The sequence below is a fragment of the Rhodococcus sp. LB1 genome (genome assembly GCF_001583455.1).
In the GTDB taxonomy this organism is placed as follows: domain Bacteria; phylum Actinomycetota; class Actinomycetes; order Mycobacteriales; family Mycobacteriaceae; genus Rhodococcus_F; species Rhodococcus_F opacus.
Window position 1 is genome coordinate 119,274 of record NZ_LTCZ01000396.1, and the last position, 17,049, is coordinate 136,322.

General features: G+C 67.3%; 16 protein-coding genes. 13 read left to right on the forward strand and 3 right to left on the reverse strand.

All coding sequences use genetic code 11. The features are described from left to right. Window positions 1–9 precede the first annotated feature (9 nt). The 13 genes from AZG88_RS38165 (at window position 10) to AZG88_RS38225 (ending at window position 14,244) form a co-directional block, all read left to right on the forward strand. Window positions 10–2,184, forward strand: coding sequence for a 3-hydroxyacyl-CoA dehydrogenase NAD-binding domain-containing protein (locus AZG88_RS38165; protein WP_061700643.1), 2,175 nt, complete (start codon window positions 10–12; stop codon window positions 2,182–2,184). A gap of 1 nt (window position 2,185) precedes the next feature. Further along, a complete protein-coding gene (locus tag AZG88_RS38170) occupies window positions 2,186–3,175 on the forward strand; it encodes an NAD(P)H-dependent flavin oxidoreductase (protein WP_061700644.1) in 990 nt (329 codons plus the stop codon). Beyond that, window positions 3,172–3,963, forward strand: coding sequence for an enoyl-CoA hydratase (locus tag AZG88_RS38175; protein WP_061700645.1), 792 nt, complete (start codon window positions 3,172–3,174; stop codon window positions 3,961–3,963). The genes AZG88_RS38170 and AZG88_RS38175 overlap by 4 nt, the downstream gene beginning before the upstream one ends. Before the next feature lie 126 nt (window positions 3,964–4,089). Beyond that, window positions 4,090–5,682: a fatty-acid--CoA ligase FadD5 gene (fadD5, locus tag AZG88_RS38180; RefSeq protein WP_005239605.1), complete on the forward strand. Its 1,593-nt coding sequence runs from the start codon at window positions 4,090–4,092 to the stop codon at window positions 5,680–5,682. Window positions 5,683–5,746: 64 nt separating this feature from the next. Then, complete coding sequence (locus tag AZG88_RS38185) at window positions 5,747–6,556, forward strand: MlaE family ABC transporter permease (protein ID WP_005239607.1); 810 nt, start codon at window positions 5,747–5,749, stop codon at window positions 6,554–6,556. Next, window positions 6,556–7,416 (forward strand): MlaE family ABC transporter permease, encoded by an 861-nt coding sequence (locus AZG88_RS38190; protein ID WP_025432232.1) that lies wholly within the window; start codon window positions 6,556–6,558, stop codon window positions 7,414–7,416. Before AZG88_RS38185 ends, AZG88_RS38190 begins: the two co-directional genes overlap by 1 nt. After that, window positions 7,416–8,468, forward strand: coding sequence for an MCE family protein (locus tag AZG88_RS38195; protein ID WP_061700646.1), 1,053 nt, complete (start codon window positions 7,416–7,418; stop codon window positions 8,466–8,468). Before AZG88_RS38190 ends, AZG88_RS38195 begins: the two co-directional genes overlap by 1 nt. Continuing rightward, a complete protein-coding gene (locus tag AZG88_RS38200; RefSeq protein WP_061700647.1) occupies window positions 8,465–9,481 on the forward strand; it encodes an MCE family protein in 1,017 nt (338 codons plus the stop codon). Before AZG88_RS38195 ends, AZG88_RS38200 begins: the two co-directional genes overlap by 4 nt. Further along, entirely contained in the window at window positions 9,478–10,518 is a 1,041-nt protein-coding gene (locus tag AZG88_RS38205) for an MCE family protein (RefSeq protein ID WP_061700648.1), read from the forward strand. Before AZG88_RS38200 ends, AZG88_RS38205 begins: the two co-directional genes overlap by 4 nt. Further along, on the forward strand, window positions 10,515–11,606 hold the full coding sequence (locus AZG88_RS38210) for an MCE family protein (RefSeq protein WP_037179333.1): 1,092 nt from the start codon (window positions 10,515–10,517) through the stop codon (window positions 11,604–11,606). Before AZG88_RS38205 ends, AZG88_RS38210 begins: the two co-directional genes overlap by 4 nt. After that, a complete protein-coding gene (locus tag AZG88_RS38215) occupies window positions 11,603–12,652 on the forward strand; it encodes an MCE family protein (protein ID WP_061700649.1) in 1,050 nt (349 codons plus the stop codon). The genes AZG88_RS38210 and AZG88_RS38215 overlap by 4 nt, the downstream gene beginning before the upstream one ends. Continuing rightward, window positions 12,649–13,836, forward strand: coding sequence for an MlaD family protein (locus AZG88_RS38220; RefSeq protein ID WP_061700650.1), 1,188 nt, complete (start codon window positions 12,649–12,651; stop codon window positions 13,834–13,836). Before AZG88_RS38215 ends, AZG88_RS38220 begins: the two co-directional genes overlap by 4 nt. Before the next feature lie 30 nt (window positions 13,837–13,866). After that, a complete protein-coding gene (locus AZG88_RS38225) occupies window positions 13,867–14,244 on the forward strand; it encodes a hypothetical protein (protein WP_061700651.1) in 378 nt (125 codons plus the stop codon). Between the two features lie 20 nt (window positions 14,245–14,264). Here AZG88_RS38225 and AZG88_RS38230 read toward each other — a convergent pair whose 3' ends face one another. The 3 genes from AZG88_RS38230 to AZG88_RS38240 are packed head-to-tail and all read right to left on the reverse strand — an operon-like array spanning window position 14,265 to window position 16,890. Then, on the reverse strand, window positions 14,265–15,113 hold the full coding sequence (locus tag AZG88_RS38230; RefSeq protein WP_025432234.1) for an ABC transporter permease: 849 nt from the start codon (window positions 15,111–15,113) through the stop codon (window positions 14,265–14,267). Continuing rightward, complete coding sequence (locus AZG88_RS38235) at window positions 15,110–15,925, reverse strand: ABC transporter permease (protein WP_005239620.1); 816 nt, start codon at window positions 15,923–15,925, stop codon at window positions 15,110–15,112. The genes AZG88_RS38230 and AZG88_RS38235 overlap by 4 nt, the downstream gene beginning before the upstream one ends. Continuing rightward, on the reverse strand, window positions 15,922–16,890 hold the full coding sequence (locus AZG88_RS38240; RefSeq protein ID WP_005239622.1) for an ATP-binding cassette domain-containing protein: 969 nt from the start codon (window positions 16,888–16,890) through the stop codon (window positions 15,922–15,924). The genes AZG88_RS38235 and AZG88_RS38240 overlap by 4 nt, the downstream gene beginning before the upstream one ends. Between the last annotated feature and the right edge of the window lie 159 nt (window positions 16,891–17,049).

A 17,049-nucleotide genomic window follows, 5' to 3' on the forward strand; every position in this document is an offset into this window, starting at 1 on the left:
GCGAACAGCATGACTGACAGCACAATTCGGTACGAGAAGCACGCCGACGGAATCGTCACCCTCGTTCTCGACGACCCCGCCCAGTCCGCGAACACGATGAACGAGGGGTTCATCGTGTCCCTGGGCGAGGTCGTCGACCGCTTGACCACCGAGCGCGACACCATCGCCGGGGTCGTGGTCACCTCCGCGAAGAAGACATTCTTCGCCGGCGGCGACCTCAACGACATCCTGAAGTCCCGCGCGGGACAGGCCGAGGCTGTGATGGCGAACGTCGACCGCATCAAGGAACCACTGCGCAGGCTGGAGACGCTGGGCAGACCCGTCGTCGCGGCCATCGGCGGCGCCGCCCTCGGCGGCGGACTTGAGATCGCACTCGCCACCCACCATCGGATCGCGCTGAATGCCGCAGGCGTGCAGATCGGACTCCCCGAGGTGACGCTCGGTCTTCTTCCCGGCGGGGGTGGCGTCGTCCGGACGGTGCGCCTGCTCGGAGTCGTCCCCGCTCTCACCCAGGTTCTCCTGCAGGGGCAGCGTCACACCGCGGAGAAGGCGCACGGTCTCGGCCTGATCGACGAACTCGTGGACGACGTCGATCACCTGGTGCCCGCGGCGAAGAAGTGGATCGCCGACAACCCCGACGCACTGCAGCCGTGGGATGTGAAGGGGTACCGGATTCCGGGTGGAACTCCCGCGTCCCCGGCGCTGGCCGCGAACCTTCCCGCCTTCCCCGCCAACCTGCGGAAACAGCTCAAAGGCGCGCCCTATCCGGCTCCGATCGCGATCATGAGCGCTGCCGTCGAAGGCGCGCTCGTCGACTTCGACACGGCTCAGAAGATCGAGAACCGCTACTTCGCCGGGCTGGCCACGGGGCAGATCTCGAAGAACATGATCCGCGCGTTCTTCTTCGACCTCCAGAAGGCCAACAGTCTGGTGAAGCAGTACGACGGAGCCGGCCGCGCACCCGTCGGCACGGTCGCGGTGCTCGGCGCCGGGATGATGGGCGCCGCCATCGCGTACGTGTGTGCCAAGTCGGGCATGAACGTGGTGCTGAAGGACGTGAGCCTGGCCGCGGCCGAGAAAGGCAAGGGCTACTCGAAGACGATTCTGGACAAAGCGGTCGCCAAGGGCCGGACCTCCCCCGAGAAGGCCGAATCGATCCTCGCGCGAATCCTCCCCACCGACAGGCCCGACGACACCGCGGGCGCCCAGCTGGTCATCGAGGCCGTGTTCGAGGACCCGGCCGTGAAGAACACGGTGTTCGCCGAGATCGACGGATTCATCGCGCCCGACGCACTGCTCTGCTCCAACACGTCGACACTGCCGATCACCCTCCTCGGCGAAAACGTCTCGCGCACCGAGGACTTCATCGGCCTGCACTTCATCTCGCCGGTCGACAAGATGCCCCTCGTCGAGATCATCAAGGGGGAGAAGTCGAGCGTCGCCGCGCTCGGACGCGCGCTCGCCGTGGTCCGGCAGATCGGCAAGACTCCGATCGTCGTCAACGACAGCCGCGGGTTCTTCACGAGCCGCGTCATCGGTACCTTCACCAATGAAGGCATCGCGATGCTCGGCGAGGGCGTCTTCCCGGTGTCGATCGAGCAGGCTGCGTCGCAGGCCGGATACCCCGCTCCCGTCCTCGCGCTGATGGACGAACTCACGCTCACGCTGCCCCGCAAGATCCGCGAGGAGACGAAGGCCGCGATACTCGCCGAGGGGAAATCCTGGGAGCCACATCCGGCGGATTCCGTGGTCGATCGCATGATCGACGAATTCGGCCGCAAGGGCCGCTCCACGGGCGCCGGCTTCTACGAGTACGCGGACGGTAAGCGCGTCGGATTGTGGTCCGGGCTCGAGACGTTCCGGCGCGACGGTGCGCACACCGAGATCCCGTTCGAGGACATCAAGGAGCGGATGCTCTTCATCGAGGCCGTCGAGACGGTCCGCTGCCTGGAAGAGGGGGTGCTCGAATCGACCACCGACGCCAACGTCGGTTCCATTCTGGGCATCGGCTACCCCGGCTGGACCGGTGGCGTGGCCCGCTACATCGACCAGTACCCGGGCGGGATCCAGGGATTCGTCTCCCGGGCGCAGCTGCTCGCCGCGCGGTACGGGGACCGATTCCTCCCACCCCGACTACTGCTGGACAAGGCCGCCACCGGCGGCACGTTCGAAGAGGTGAACTGACATGAGGACGAAATTCACCGAGGCCTTCGGTGTCGAGCACCCGATCGTCCAGGGTGGCATGATGTGGGTCGGCCGTGCCGAACTCGTAGCGGCCGTGGCCGATTCGGGGGCGCTCGGATTTCTCACCGCGCTCACCCAGCCGACTCCCGCAGATCTCGCCGCGGAGATCGCCCGCACACGGGAGCTCACCGACAAACCGTTCGGCGTGAATCTCACCATCCTCCCGTCGATCAACCCGCCGCCGTACGCCGAGTACCGCCAGGCGATCATCGATTCCGGAATCGGCGTCGTCGAGACCGCCGGCTCCAATCCGGTGGACCACCTCCCGCACCTCAAGGACGCGGGGATCAAGGTGATCCACAAGTGCACGAGCGTGCGGCACGCGGTGAAGGCGGAACAGGTCGGTGTCGACGCGGTCAGCATCGACGGCTTCGAATGCGCAGGCCACCCCGGCGAGGACGACGTCGCGGGCCTGATCCTGATCCCGGCCGCCACCCGAAAGCTCACGATCCCCGTGATCGCGTCCGGCGGCATCGCGGACGCGCGCGGCCTCGTCGCCGCGCTCGCACTCGGCGCCGACGGCGTGAACATGGGCACCCGATTCATGTGCACGGTCGAATCCCCGGTGGCGCACGCCGTCAAGGAACAGATCGTCGCCAACACCGAACGCGACACCGAACTCATCTTCCGGTCCCTTCGCAACACCGCCCGCGTCGCGACCAACGCGGTCAGCGCCGAGGTGGTCGACATCGAGTCCCGTGGCTGCGAATTCGCCGACATCCAGCATCTCGTCGCCGGAGCCCGCGGACGCACGGTGTTCGAAATGGGCGATCTCGACGCCGGAATCTGGACCGCGGGACAGAGCCAGGGCCTGATCGACGACATCCCGACCGTGCGCGAACTCGTGTCCCGGATGGTCACGGAGGCGGAATCGATCATCACCGGACGGCTCGCGCGCACGGTCGACTCGCGCATCGGAGCGGTGTCGTGACCGCGCCGGCGGTCGACGGGCTGCGCGTCGTCAACGAGGCCGGGGTCCTCCGGATCACGATCGACCGGCCCGACCGGATGAATGCCCTCGACCTGGCACACATGACGGCGCTGGGCGACGTGCTCACCGCAGCCGCCACGGACTCCTCTGTTCGTGTGGTGGTCATCGCGGGGGCGGGCAAGGCGTTCAGCACGGGCGCGGACCTCGCGGCGGCCGCCGCGGCCGGAGGCCGGGAAGCGCCCGCGGAGGTGGTGATGGACTCCGCCAACAGGGTGGTTCGTGCCATCGTCGAGTTGCCGGTCCCGGTCATCGCGCAGGTGAACGGGGCGGCCGCGGGCGTCGGGGCGTCCATCGCTCTGACGGCCGACCTGACGTATGCCTCCGAGAATGCCTATCTACTCCTCGCGTTCGTCAACATCGGGTTGATGCCCGACGGCGGTTCGAGCGCGCTGATCGCGGCGTCCATCGGCCGGGCACGGGCTACCCGGATGGCTCTCCTCGGGGAGCGCTTACCCGCCGCACAGGCGGAGCGGGACGGACTGATCGCGGGCGTCCTCCCGCCGGATGAACTCGCCGCGCACGTCGATGCCGTGGCGGCCCGGCTGGCTCGTGGTCCGAGGCGGGCCATCGAACTCACCAAGCGGGCACTCACCGCAGCGGCACTCACAGCTCTGGACGCATCACTCGACCGCGAGAAGGCAGGCCAGGCGGAACTGCTGCAGGCCCCCGACTTCGTCGAAGGTGTCACCGCGATGCTCGCGAAACGCGCTCCGAGCTTCCGGAGCTGATGCGAATTGCGGTTAACAACACTGTTCCGATAGACGTCGAGATCTGTAATACTCGTCACAGCTCGATGCAGGTCCGAACAGACGGACGGGCGCCGGGCACGAGTACAGCGAAGGGACCACCACCACATGCCGTCACGTAGCGAGCTGCTGGAGCAGCCACTGCAATCCCGCCGCAACCACTGGAACAACTGGGTTGCGTCGCACGCGGAGATGAAGCCCGATCAGGCCGCGTTCCGCTTTCTCGGCCACCGTACGACCTGGCGCGAATTGCACGACCGATCGGAGGCGCTCGCCGGCGCGCTGTCCCGCCGAGGTGTGAACTTCGGCGACCGTGTTCTGCTGCTCACCCTCAACCGCACCGAATTCTTCGAAGCGGTTCTCGCGATCAATGCCCTCGGTGCCATCGCGGTCCCCGTCAACTTCCGGCTCACCCCGCCCGAGGTCGCGTTCATCGCCCGTGACTCGGGGGCTCGTGCGGTGTTCACCGAGCCTGCGCTCGCACCGCTGGTCGCGGCGGTGCGTCAGGACGTTCCCGAACTGAGCCTGGTCGTGAACATCGGCGCCGACACGGAAGCTGACGTGCTCGGTTACGAAGAACTCGTGTCGGAGGCCGGCCCGGCGTATGCACCTGTCGATCTGCCCGAGGACACACCGTCCCTGATTCTCTACACGTCCGGAACGACGGGTACACCCAAGGGTGCGGTGCTGTCGCACTCGAACATGGTCGGACAGTCCATCACCTGTATCCGCGCGATGCGCTACGACCGCGGCGACGACATCGGGTTCCTCGCGTCCCCCGTGTTCCACGTGGCCGCGCTCGGTTCCGTCGCCCCGATGCTGATGCTGGGCGGTACCACGGTGATTCACCCGCTCAAGGCGTTCAACCCCACCGAGATGCTCGACGTGTGGGAGCAGGAGCGGATCACGACGGTGTTCCTCGTGCCGGTGCAGTGGCAGGCCGTCTGCGCCGACCCGACCGTCCGGGGTCGCGATCTCGCCCTGCGCGTCATCAGCTGGGGTGCGGCGCCCGCATCGGACACGGTGCTGCGCGCCATGGCGGACACGTTCCCGCGGGCGCTCATCGTCGCCGTGTTCGGGCAGACCGAGATGTCGCCGATCACCTGCGTCCTCGACGGGGACGACGCGATCCGCAAGCTGGGCTCGGTCGGCAAACCGATCCCGACGATCCAGACGCGCGTCGTCGACGACGACATGAACGACGTCGCACCCGGGACCGTCGGCGAAATCGTCTACCGCGGACCGACGATGATGCTCGAGTACTGGCAGAACCCGGCCGCCACGGCGGACGCATTCGCCGGTGGGTGGTTCCACTCCGGAGATCTGGTGCGGCAGGACGACGAAGGATTCGTCTACGTCGTCGACAGGAAGAAGGACATGATCATCTCCGGCGGCGAGAACATCTACTGCGCCGAGGTGGAGAACGTCCTGTTCGGACACCCGCGGATCCGGGAGGCCGCCGTGGTCGGCCGGCCCGATCCCAAGTGGACCGAGGTGCCCGTCGCCGTCGTCGCACTCGACGACGAGGGATCCGACCTGACCGTGGAAGAACTCGCGGCGTGGCTCGACGACAAGCTTGCCCGGTACAAGCACCCGAAAGACGTCGTGATCGTCGACGCACTGCCCCGCAACGCCAGCGGCAAGGTTGTCAAAGGCGAGCTCCGAAAGGCACACGGCGCAACCGGCGTCGCGGTCGTCTGACCCAGTATCGAACATCTCGAGGCCGGTCGCCGCTCTGCGGTGACCGGCAACGGGGGAGGACCGCGTGACATTCGAGTTGCCACCCGCCAAAGGGCCCGTGAGTCATTTCGCCAACGAAGTCGGCGCACTCATCGGATTCTCGATCGCGACTACGGTGGCCGCGGTGCGAGTTCTGGTGCGGCGCAAGCTGGCCTGGCGGGAACTGCTGGACCAGGCCTGGCGGATCGCGTCGGTCACGTCGGCGCCCGCCCTGCTGTTGATGATCCCCATCGGAGTCCTCATCGCGGTCACGATCGGTAGCCTCGCCGGTCAGCTCGGTGCCGAGGGGTACACCGGGGCGGTCGTGGGGTTCGTGATCGTCGGGCAGGCGTCCGCCCTGGTCTGCGCGCTGATGCTGGCCGGGGTCGGGGGGTCCGCGATCTGTGCCGACCTCGGCTCGCGCACGATCCGCGAAGAGGTCGAGGCCATGGAGGTCCTCGGGCTCAACGTGATCGAGCGGCTCGTGGTCCCGCGAGTGCTCGCGGCGGTGATCGTCGGCGTCGCACTGTGCGCGATGGTCACCGCCGTCGGAGTGTCGGCCTGCTTCCTCTTCCAGGTGGTCGTCCAGAACAGTTCGGCGGGAAGCTTTCTCACCGCATTGTCCCAGTACACGCGGTTGTCGGATTTCGTGGTCGCCCTCGTCAAATCGATGGCCTTCGCGGTGACGTCGGCGCTCGTCGCCAGTTTCAAGGGGCTGCACGCCAAGGGCGGGCCCAGCGGTGTCGCCGACGCCGTCAACGAGGCCGTGGTCCTGGCCTTCATCCTGGTCTTCATCGTCAACACTGTGCTCAGTCAGCTCTATTCCGTTCTCGTCGTCCCGGTAGGTGGTTACTGATGGTCGTGAGCACCAGATGGCCCGCCGTGCACTGGGTGCGGGCCCGGTCCCGCCAGCCCCTCGACCTGATGACGGGGCTGGGCCGGGAATTCACGTTCTACGGCAGCGTGATCGCCGGAGTTCCCCTCGCGATCGTGAAGTACTGGCGGCACATCATGCGTCAGATCGGCGACATCAGTTTCGGCGGTGCCACACTGCTCGCCGGCGGCGGAGCGATCGGCGTCGTCTTCGCGATGTCCGCCGTCGCCGCGACGCAGGTGGGCATCGAGGGGCTGCGCGGACTGGACCTGCTCGGCATGGGATCCCTGTCCGGACTTCTGTCAGCGATCCTCAACACCCGCGAACTGGCGCCCGTGATCGCCAGCATCGCGCTCGCGGCGAAGGTCGGAACCGGGTTCACCGCCCAGCTCGGAGCCATGCGCATCTCGGAGGAGATCAGCGCGCTGGACGCGATGGCGATCCGGTCGCTGCCGTTCCTCGCGAGCACACGACTCGTCTCGTGCCTGATCTGTGTGGTCCCGTTGTACGTCGTCGGCCTGCTGTCGTCGTACCTGGCTTCGCGGCTGGTGATCGTCACGTTCGGCGGGCAGTCGGCCGGAACCTACGACTACTACTTCCATCTCATGCTCACACCCACCGACGTCGTGTACTCGTTCGTCAAGGCTGTCGTGTTCGCGACGATCATCGCGCTCGTCCACTGCTCGTACGGGTACCACGCGTACGGCGGCCCGGAGGGCGTCGGCCGTGCGGCCGGACGCGCCTTGCGTACCAGCATCCTCGCCATCGGCATCGTCGACCTGCTGCTGACGCTCTCGCTGTGGGGCCTCGTCCCGTCCGCCCCCGCCCTGGGGTTGCCGTGATGCGCGGCCGCCCGGGGGGACCGGGCAACGGCGCACTCGCCGTGCGGGGGGTGATCGGAGTGGCCGTCCTGATCCTGGGATCGGCATTGCTGGTCGGTTTCGGCACCGGTGCGATCGTCACCGATCCGGTGGTGACAGCGACGCTTCCGGCCGACGCCGGTGCAGTGAAGTCGCACACCACGGTGTCCTACAAGGGGGCGACCGTGGGGACGGTGTCGAGTGTCGACCCCGGAATGAACGAGACGGGTATGGACATCAGTCTCCGCCCGGAACAGATGCGTCACATCCCGGCGTCCGTCCAGGTGCGGGTCGTGCCCCGCACGCTGTTCGGCGACCAGACCGTCGAGCTGGTGTCGACCGCCGGAACCGGCGGCGCCCGACTCGAGGCCGGCGCGCGGCTGCAACCCGACACCTCGGCCGAGACCGTGCAGATGTACGACCTGTACTCGAAGGTCTACGACATGCTGTCGCGGGTGAAGCCCGAGCAGATGCAGGCCGCACTCAGCGCGGTCGCAGACGCGTTGCGCGGCCGCGGTGAGCAGTTGGGGCACACCATCGACAGCCTCCACACGGTGGCGACGTCGACCGCGCCTCTCGTCGAGTCGGTCTCGGAGCGGGCGCCGCAGATCGCCCGGATCAGTGAGCAGCTGGCCGCGGCCGCACCGGACGTCCTCGCCACCATGGACGCGGCGGTGTCCCTGTCGAGCACTCTCGTCGAGAACACCGACAGCTTCACCGGTTTCCTCGCCGCATCACTCGTCGTGTCGAGGAACTCCGGCGACGTCCTGGAACAGAACGCGGACAACATGATCGCGGTGGCCCTGAACGTCTCGCCGACCCTGGGCACCATGGCCAGCAAGTCCGATCTGCTGCGGGCCACCCTCGACGAGGCAGGCCCGTTCGGCGAGGCCGGCGCCGCCGTCTTCTCCACCGGCAAGTTCGCGGTCCGCGTTGCCGCGGACCTGTCCAACCCGCGGCCCTACACGTCGGCCGACTGCCCGCGGTATCCCGGCGTGGACGGACCGAACTGCGGGGCAGGTGGCGGAGGATGAGCGTCCGGAACTCGGCAATCAAACTGGCGATCTTCGCCGTCCTCGGCATCCTCTCGGCAGTGCTCGTGGTGAACACTCTGCGGGTGCCGGTCGAGGGGCAGACCGTGACGTACAAGGCGTTGTTCACCGACGCCCAGGGGGTCACTTCCGGCAGCGACGTCACCATCGCCGGGGTGCGGGTGGGACGCGTCGATTCGATCGACATCGTCGACGGCGACGCCGGAAGTGCCACCGCCCTGGTGGACTTCGAGGTGCAGCGCGATCAGGAACTTCCCGCCGACACCACCGTCGCCATCCGGTACGGCGACCTGCTGGGGGTCCGGTATCTCGATCTCGCGGCCGGGCCGTCGGGCGAGGGCACTCTCGGGGAGGGCGACACGATCCCGCTCGACCGAACGTCGCCCGCACTCGATCTCACCAGTCTCTTCAACGGATTCAAGCCACTGTTCGACGCCATCGACCCGAAACAGGTCAACGCACTCGCCACCGAAGTCGTCGCCGTGTTCGACGGCAGGAAGACGAGCATGGAAACTCTGCTGCGCAGGGTGGCGGACGTCACCGGCAACCTGGCGAATCACGATCAGCTGATCGGTGATCTCATCCGAAACCTCGAGGTGGTGGTGGGAACGGCGGCGGCGCGGGGTCCCGAGCTGTCCCACCTCGTCGACAGCCTCACCCAGTTCACCGGAATGCTCGCCGAGAACAACGAGGTGCTCATGGACACCCTCGATCAGAGTGCGGCGGTGAGCCGCTCGGCGCTGCAGATCGTGGACGGCCGCGTCCCGGAGCTCAGCCGCACCGTGGAACAGCTCGATTCGCTGACGGGGTCGATGCTGGGCGCCAACCCGGAATTCGATCACCTGATGGTGGCAATGCCGGAGTTCTTCTCGTCCGTCGACCGCTCGGGCTCGTACGGCTCGTGGCTCAACATCTACCTGTGCACCTTCATCGTCAACGTCGACGGTCGCGAAGGCGTCCTCGGTCCCGACCTGCATTCGAGGTACTGCCAATGAGTGTCACCGAGAAGGTGCGCGACGTCTGGGACTCGCTGGCCGGAAATCAGCGAGTGCGGCCCGTCAACCCGCTGATCGTCGGTATCGCCGGAATCCTCGCGGCAACGCTGGCGCTGGCGCTGGTTCTGGTGATCCCGCGGGTGAGCTTCGCCGTGCGGACCGACGGTTACACGGCCGAACTCGCGAACGCTGCGGGCCTGACCGATTCGGACTACGTGTACGTGGCGGGTGTCCCCGCCGGCCGGGTGACCGCAGTGGACCTGGCGGGCGATCACGTGGTCGTGCACTTCCGGCTCGACGGTGAACGTGACCTCGGATCGACGACGTCCGCGGGAGTGAAGCTGTCGACCATCCTCGGCAAGCGATATCTGGACGTGGCGCCGTCGGGGCCGGGAGACCTGGGGGACGACGGGGTGATTCCACTCCGCCGCACCAGCGTTCCGTACTCGCTCGACGACATCGGGTCGTCCGCGATCGAGACGGCGGACGAACTCGACCTCGGGGGACTGCAGAAGATGCTCGCCGTCGTGACGGAGACATTGCCGCAGGACGCGAATCTCAACCGGGAGGCATTGGCGGGTGTGAGTGCGGCGTCCGCGATCCTGGCGAAGAACGCCGATCAGGTCACGCAACTGCTCGACAGCTCGCGGACCCTCACGGACGTGCTGGTCGGTCAGCAGGATCAGCTCACCACCCTGCTCGGTAACGCGGACGTCGTGATGAACACACTCGCCACCCGGCGTGCGGCCATCCGCCAGATGGTCGACGATCTCCAGGCGCTCGTCGCGCAGGCATCCCAATTCCTGGGCGAGAACACCGCCGAGCTGGATTCACTGCTCGCGAACGCGAGACAGGTGACGGACCGGCTGCAGGCGAACCTCGCGAACCTCGACGCGCTCCTGACCACGGGTGCACCGGCCGCGAGGGCACTCGTGAACGCGACCGGGACCGGCGACTGGGCCGACGTCTCGGCGCCGTCGGCCGTGATCGCCGACAACCTGCTCTGCGTCGTCGGGCTGATCACGGGGTGCTCGTGAACGCGGGCACCGCGCGCAGGGCCGCCGGGATCGGCGGCGTGCTCGCCCTCGTGGTAGCGATCGTCGTGGCCGGCTGGCTGCTGATCTTCCGTACGTCGTCCACCGTCGTGCATTCCGAATTCGCCTACGTCAACGGCGTGTTCCCCGGCACCAAGGTCTCGGTGCTCGGGGTTCCGGTCGGCACCGTCGAGGCGGTCGAGCCGAGAGGCGCGACCGTGATGGTCACGATGTCCGTCGCGTCGGACGTCGTGCTGCCCGCGGACGCGAACGCGTACGTGCTGGTGACGTCCGCGATCGGTGAGCGCTTCGTCGAACTCGGTCCCGCGTACACCGGCGGCCCGGTGTTCGAGAGTGGGCAGACCATTCCACCCGAACGCAGTCATTCGCCCATCACCTGGGACCAGCTGATGGACAGCGTCGACACCGTCGTCAAGGCGCTCGGCCCGGACGGAGGCGACGCCGGCGCCGCGATCTCCGCTGCCGCCGCGTCCACGGACGGCCTCGGTCCCGCGATGAACGACGCCATCCGCACACTGTCGCAGGCGAGTTCGGTGGTCGCAGGCAACAGCGCGGACGTCGGCGCGCTCGTCGACAACCTCGAGGTACTCGTGAACACGATCTCTTCGCGTCAGGCGCAGGTCGATTCACTGGCCGGTTCGCTCACCGAGATCGGGGACGAGTTCACCGGCCAGCAGTTCGCGATCGGCGACACGGTGAACCAGTTGTCCGCGCTCCTGAACCAGATCGACCAACTCGTGTCCGCCAGGGGCGGCGACGTCGCCGCCGGCATCGACAACCTCGCGGGCGTGAGCGAGGTGCTGCAGCGGCACGACACCGACCTCGCCGAGATCATGGACCTGGTGCCCTTGCTGATCGACAACATCCAGCGTGCGGTCACTCCGGACCAGCGTGCCCGCATCCGACTGAACATCTCCACGAACCTGGCGCAGGCCGAGCCGACGTCCCCGCTCTGCGCGGTAGTCGATCCGATCCTCTGCCGCGGAGCGGGAATCACCAACCCGATTCAGTTTCCGCCCAGCATGTCCGACCCGTTCGGGCTGCGCGAACTCATGGTCGGAGGACGATGACGATCCGGACGACAACGAAATCGCTGACGGCGGCGCTGATCGTCGGTGTGACGCTGCCCGCCGCAGGGTGTTCGCTGAGCCTGCAGGATCTGTCGGTGGGCCGTTCGCCGGACGGTCCGTCGTATCAGATCTCCGCGCAGTTCGACGGAGTCGACCGCGTCGTCCCCGGCGCCGAGGTCCGGGTGGGCCAGGAAGTGGTGGGCCGCGTCTCGGACGTGTCGACCCGGGACTTCGCCGCTCACATCGAGATGCGGATCCGCGACGACGTCCCGATACCGCGGGATGCGACGGCCCGGATCGAATTGCCCACGGCCCTCGGCAATCCCTTCGTCCGGCTCGACGTCGGGGACGCGGCGGGCGCGCCGATGAGCGAGGGCGACACCATCCCACTGGATCGGACGTCGCGCGGTCCCGACATCGAGAGCGGCCTGGCCGCGCTGGCCACCGTGCTGAACGGCAGCGGCATCGACCAGATGCACGCCATCATGAACGAATTGACCGTCGCCTTCACGGGCCGCTCGGACAAGGTCCGGGAACTGGTGGACATGCTGAACGACACGTTGGGGGTCGTCGACGACCATCGGGACGAACTCGACCGGGCGATGGTGGCGTCCAATGCCTTCGCGGCGGAACTCGCTGCCGGGCAACCGATCCTCGACCGGGCGATGACCGGCCTGGCGCCCGCGGTGGATCTCCTGGTGTCGCAACGAGATCAGATCGTCGCGCTGATGGGGGAGGCGTCCCGTCTCAGCCGCGAGGCACAGCACGTCCTCGGAAGCGCCGGATCCGAACTGTCGGCCGAGATCAGCGACGCGGGGGCCGTGCTCGCGGCGCTCGACGGGTTCGAGTCACAACTCGCGCCGACATTGAATTCGGTGGCCACGTTCCTGGGTGGATTCGCCGCGGCCACACCCGGCGATTACACGACGTTCGACGGAACGTTCGACGTCACCGCGGTCATCGCCAAGCTGCTCACCGGATCAGCTCCGCTCGAGGTGCCGGAAGCCCGCACGCTGCCCGAGGTACTCGGCGGAGGCGTCCGATGATGACACGTCACGTGGTGGCGCAGCTGGTCCTGTTCCTCGTGATCTCGATCGCCGCGATTCTGTTCGGGCTGCGGTACGTCGCCGGCCCGGACACGTTCGGAACTCCCATTCACCTGAGTGCCCGACTCGACCACGCCGCGGGCCTCGCCCAGGGAGCGTCCGTCAACTATCGCGGCGTCGGAGTGGGCACGATCAGCTCCGTCGACGTGAACCCCGAAGGGACGGGCGTCGTCCTCGGCATCGAACTGCATCCAGGCACGCAGGTGCCGGCTGGTTCGACCGCGAAGATCACCACCGAGAACGCGATCGGCATCCAGGCGCTCGACATCATGCCCGACGGCGCGGAACCGCCGTACCTCGCGGACGGAGACGTCGTCGAGGTTCCGCAGGAGGGAATCCCGCGCTCGCTCGATGCGACCCTCGTCGAGACCACGGACCTCGTGAACTCGATGGACGTCACCGCTCTGTCCTCGCTGGCCGACACGTTCGGCACCGCCTTCGGGGGCACGGGACCGGACCTGCAGAACCTGCTCGACGGTTCCGCCGAGATCGCCCGGACACTCGAAACACGCACCGACGCACTGTCGACCATCGTGAACAACGGCATGCCGCTCCTGGACACGGCGGACGGCCTCACCGCGGCTCTGCCGGAATCGGCGAGCACTGCGCGGAACGTCCTCGAGCAATTGCGGGCCCACGACTCCGCCCTCGTCGACCTGCTCGGACGCTCGCCGCAGACGATGGCGAGCCTGGACGCGTTGCTGTCGGGAAATCGGGACTCACTGGGCGCGCTGATGGCGAATCTGGTTCTCCCCACCCGGATCGTCGGTGACCGCACACCCTCCCTCGACTACGGCCTGACGATCATGCCTGGCGCGCTGCCGAAGATCGCGTCGATCGAGAAGGGCGGACTCGCCGATCTCCTCCTGGTCGGAACGCAGGGACCGATGTGCGTGTACGACGCCCCTCGCCGTCTGGTGACCGACGCGGAACCGAGTCAGCCCGCCCTGGACTGGACGTGCCAGTCGCAGCAGTACCTGGAGCAGCGGGGTGCCGTGAACGTTCCACGACCGGACGACCTGGGTCAGGAGAACGCGACGAGGAACGGCGGCGTCTACGGACCACCGGCTGCGGACGATCCGCTGGTGATCGAGCCGCCACTCACGGGGCACACCCCGCGCTAGGTCCGTGCACGAGCCGAGGAGAGAACATCGATGAGTAAACCGACGGCTGCGGCGGCGGGCGGCGTCGACACGGCCGGCCGAATCAGGAGGCTCACCCAGGCCGCACTCAATGCCGACGTCACGATCGGCCGCGTCGATGGCGTGGCACACGAGATCGGGACGTCGCTCGACGAATTCACCCGTGTGCTGGGCAGGTTCGACGCGTTGCTGGACAAGTTCGCCGACGGGCTCGACACCTTCGCAGGCACGGTCCGGTCGGTGGACGGCGTCGTCGGGTCGCTGGCGACCACCGAACAGGACCTCGACGAGCTACTGCAGCGCGTCGGCCGGATCGTCGAGACGGTCGACTGGCTGCTGACCCCCGCGACGGCGGCGCGTCACCGGTTGGCCGGCATCAGATTCTTCTGACGTCCGGGGAGGCGAGTGGGCTACGCCGGGTTTCCCGCGGCCCTGCGATAGCCGCGCACCGCGGGGTAGGTGAAGATCAGCAGCCCGGCGACCGACCACGCGATGGTCTTGAGCAGAGGTTCCGCGACGGGTCCGCCCATCGACAGTCCCTTCATCGCGTCGATCGCGCACGACATCGGCTGGTTCTCCACGAACGGCTGAAGCCAGGTGGGGTAGGCGCCGGTGGGTACGAAACCCGAGTTGAAGAACAGCAGGAGGGTGCACAGCAGGGAGAGGATTTCGACGAGCGGCGCCTTCGCCGCGTTGACGGCGAGGGCGGTCACCATCGTCGCGAAACTCACCCCGAACAGCAGCGGCAGGAGCATCAAGGCGATACCGGCGAGAATGCCCTGATCGAACCGGAACCCGATGGCGAAACCGACGGCGATGATCAGCACTGTGGTGAGCATGATCCGCACGGATTCGGCCATGAGTCGGCTGAGCAGGCCCGACGCGCGGTGGACGGGCAGCACCCAGAACCGGCTCAGGAGCCCGTCCGCCCATTCCTTCTTCAGCGACAGACCGCCGGCGATGGAACCGAACATCGCGCCGACGAGCGTGATCATCGGAACGGTCCCGAAGACGCTGTTGACCCCGGTTGCCTTGGTGATCGAGATTCCGAGCACCGCCCAGAACATCAGCAACATCAACGACGGGTACACGATCGCCTGAAGCATGGTGTACGGGTCGCGCGCCCAGCGGAGCAGCAGTCGTCTGGTCTGCAGCAGGCTGTGGGAGAAGAGTGCGGCAAGGGAATTCTCCGGGTGGGGCTCGAGCACCTCGGGGAATGTCACCGTCGCCGGTGTGTCGGATCGGTACTCGGTGGTCATCCGCGCCTCACATTCGACCAGATCGACAACGGAATGAAGACCAGCGCCAGCCCTCCGCACCACAACAGGGTGGGTGTCAGCTGGTGGAACGTGATCGTGCCTTCCGTCATGGCACGCATGGACGAGGAAAACTGCGAGATGGGCTGATTTCGCACGAAACCCTGCGCCCACTCCGGGAACTGCGACACCGGAACGAATCCGGACGAGAACATGCCGAGGATCAGCTGGGGGAGCGTCAGCGCCTGACTGGTGACCTCGGGGCTCCGGGTCAGGGTGCCGAGGGCGTCGGCGCCCGTCGTGAGCGTGAACCCGATCAGCATCGCCAGCCCGCAGAACGCCGCGGTCAGCCCGAAGCCGCCGTCGAACCGGAAGCCGATCGCGTATCCGTAGCCGATCGCGGCGACGAGTGAGATCGTCGAATGTACGAGGGAGGCCGTCATGCGCGCGGCCAGTGGGACCGCCGCCCCGACCGGCATCGTCTGGAACCGCGAATTCATGCCGTTCGACGCTTCGGTGGCCGCGCGGTGCGCCGCCGAGATCGCGGTGAAGGCCATGGCCTGCAGGACGATGATCGGCATGACGAATTGCGCGTAGTCGATGCCCTGGAACTTCATCACCAGACGCAGTGGCAGATAGAAACCGACAGTGAAGATCAGCGGGGCGAACACCGCGATGAAGAATTGACCGAACACCCACATCGTGTGCAGGTTCCGCTGGGACAGGGCAATCCACTGCTGGACGATCGACGGTTGCGGCCGCCGGTGCCTGCCTTCGAGGGCACTCTCGAATCCGAGCTGGGCGGGCGCCGTCACGACGGCAGGCTCTCGTCGACGCGGACGTGACCGGTGAGGGAGAGGAAGACGTCGTCGAGGGACGGGCGCCGCAGGGCGATGTCGGCGAGCGTGACCCCGGCGAGGTCGAGGCGGCGCAGAACCTCGGCGAGGGTCTGGGCGCCGTGTTCGGCGGGAATCGACAACCGGTCGGTGCCTTCTTCGATGACCCGGCCGGGTGGGCACAGGCTCGCGAGGATCTCCCGGACGCGCGGCAGGTCGTCGAGACTCACCGGGACGACCTCGCAGTAGCTTCCGCCGGTCCGGGCCTTCAGTTCGTCGGCCGTACCCTCGGCGATCACGGTGCCCTTGTCGATGACGACGATGTTGTCGCTCAGCAGGTCGGCCTCTTCGAGGTACTGCGTGGTCAGCAGGATCGTGATGCCCTGCTCCTTCAGCGCGGACACGAGGGACCACACGCCCTGGCGGCTGCGGGGGTCGAGACCGGTGGTGGGCTCGTCGAGGAACACCACCTCGGGGCGGATCACCAGGCCACAGGCGATGTCGACGCGCCGGCGCATGCCGCCGGAGTACCCGGACACCTTCCGGTCGCCCGCCTCGAGCAGATCGAACTGGGTCAGTAGGTCCTGCGCGCGCGACTTCGCGGACGCCTTGGGCAGGCCCATCAGGCGGCCGAAGAGCACCAGATTCTCGCGACCGGTCAGCGACTCGTCGAGGGCGGCGTACTGGCCCGTCATCATGATGCTGCGACGGACGTTCGCCGACTCCTCGACGACGTCGTGTCCCGCGACGAATGCGCGGCCCGCATCGGGTCGCAGCAGAGTGGACAGCACGTTGACGGTGGTGGTCTTCCCTGCGCCGTTGGGGCCCAGGATGCCCAGGACCGTGCCGCGGGGCACCTCGAAGCTCACACCCCGCAACGCTGCTACGTCACCGAAGGATTTCTCGATTCCCTCGACAAGAACGGCGGTGTCAGCTGCTGGCATGTCCCGAGTATGTCACGCGAAGAGGGTGATCAAGGCAGACCGGGGAACACCTTCGCGCCCGGGGAACGGGAGCGGAAATCTTCTGTAACGCGTAAAGACAGGTACGCGATAAATGCCGGACGTCTGTACCACTTCGGCCCCGGCGACCACGGTGGAAAC

What these genes read in the sequence shown, in the direction of transcription:
- AZG88_RS38170 (WP_061700644.1), top strand. Translation starts at nt 2,186, where the DNA reads ATGAGGACGAAATTCACCGAGGCCTTCGGTGTCGAGCACCCGATCGTC.
- AZG88_RS38190 (WP_025432232.1), top strand. Translation starts at nt 6,556, where the DNA reads ATGGTCGTGAGCACCAGATGGCCCGCCGTGCACTGGGTGCGGGCCCGG.
- AZG88_RS38240 (WP_005239622.1), bottom strand. Translation starts at nt 16,890, where the DNA reads ATGCCAGCAGCTGACACCGCCGTTCTTGTCGAGGGAATCGAGAAATCC.
- AZG88_RS38230 (WP_025432234.1), bottom strand. Translation starts at nt 15,113, where the DNA reads ATGACCACCGAGTACCGATCCGACACACCGGCGACGGTGACATTCCCC.
- AZG88_RS38220 (WP_061700650.1), top strand. Translation starts at nt 12,649, where the DNA reads ATGATGACACGTCACGTGGTGGCGCAGCTGGTCCTGTTCCTCGTGATC.
- fadD5 (WP_005239605.1), top strand. Translation starts at nt 4,090, where the DNA reads ATGCCGTCACGTAGCGAGCTGCTGGAGCAGCCACTGCAATCCCGCCGC.
- AZG88_RS38195 (WP_061700646.1), top strand. Translation starts at nt 7,416, where the DNA reads ATGCGCGGCCGCCCGGGGGGACCGGGCAACGGCGCACTCGCCGTGCGG.
- AZG88_RS38205 (WP_061700648.1), top strand. Translation starts at nt 9,478, where the DNA reads ATGAGTGTCACCGAGAAGGTGCGCGACGTCTGGGACTCGCTGGCCGGA.
- AZG88_RS38225 (WP_061700651.1), top strand. Translation starts at nt 13,867, where the DNA reads ATGAGTAAACCGACGGCTGCGGCGGCGGGCGGCGTCGACACGGCCGGC.
- AZG88_RS38165 (WP_061700643.1), top strand. Translation starts at nt 10, where the DNA reads ATGACTGACAGCACAATTCGGTACGAGAAGCACGCCGACGGAATCGTC.
- AZG88_RS38215 (WP_061700649.1), top strand. Translation starts at nt 11,603, where the DNA reads ATGACGATCCGGACGACAACGAAATCGCTGACGGCGGCGCTGATCGTC.
- AZG88_RS38200 (WP_061700647.1), top strand. Translation starts at nt 8,465, where the DNA reads ATGAGCGTCCGGAACTCGGCAATCAAACTGGCGATCTTCGCCGTCCTC.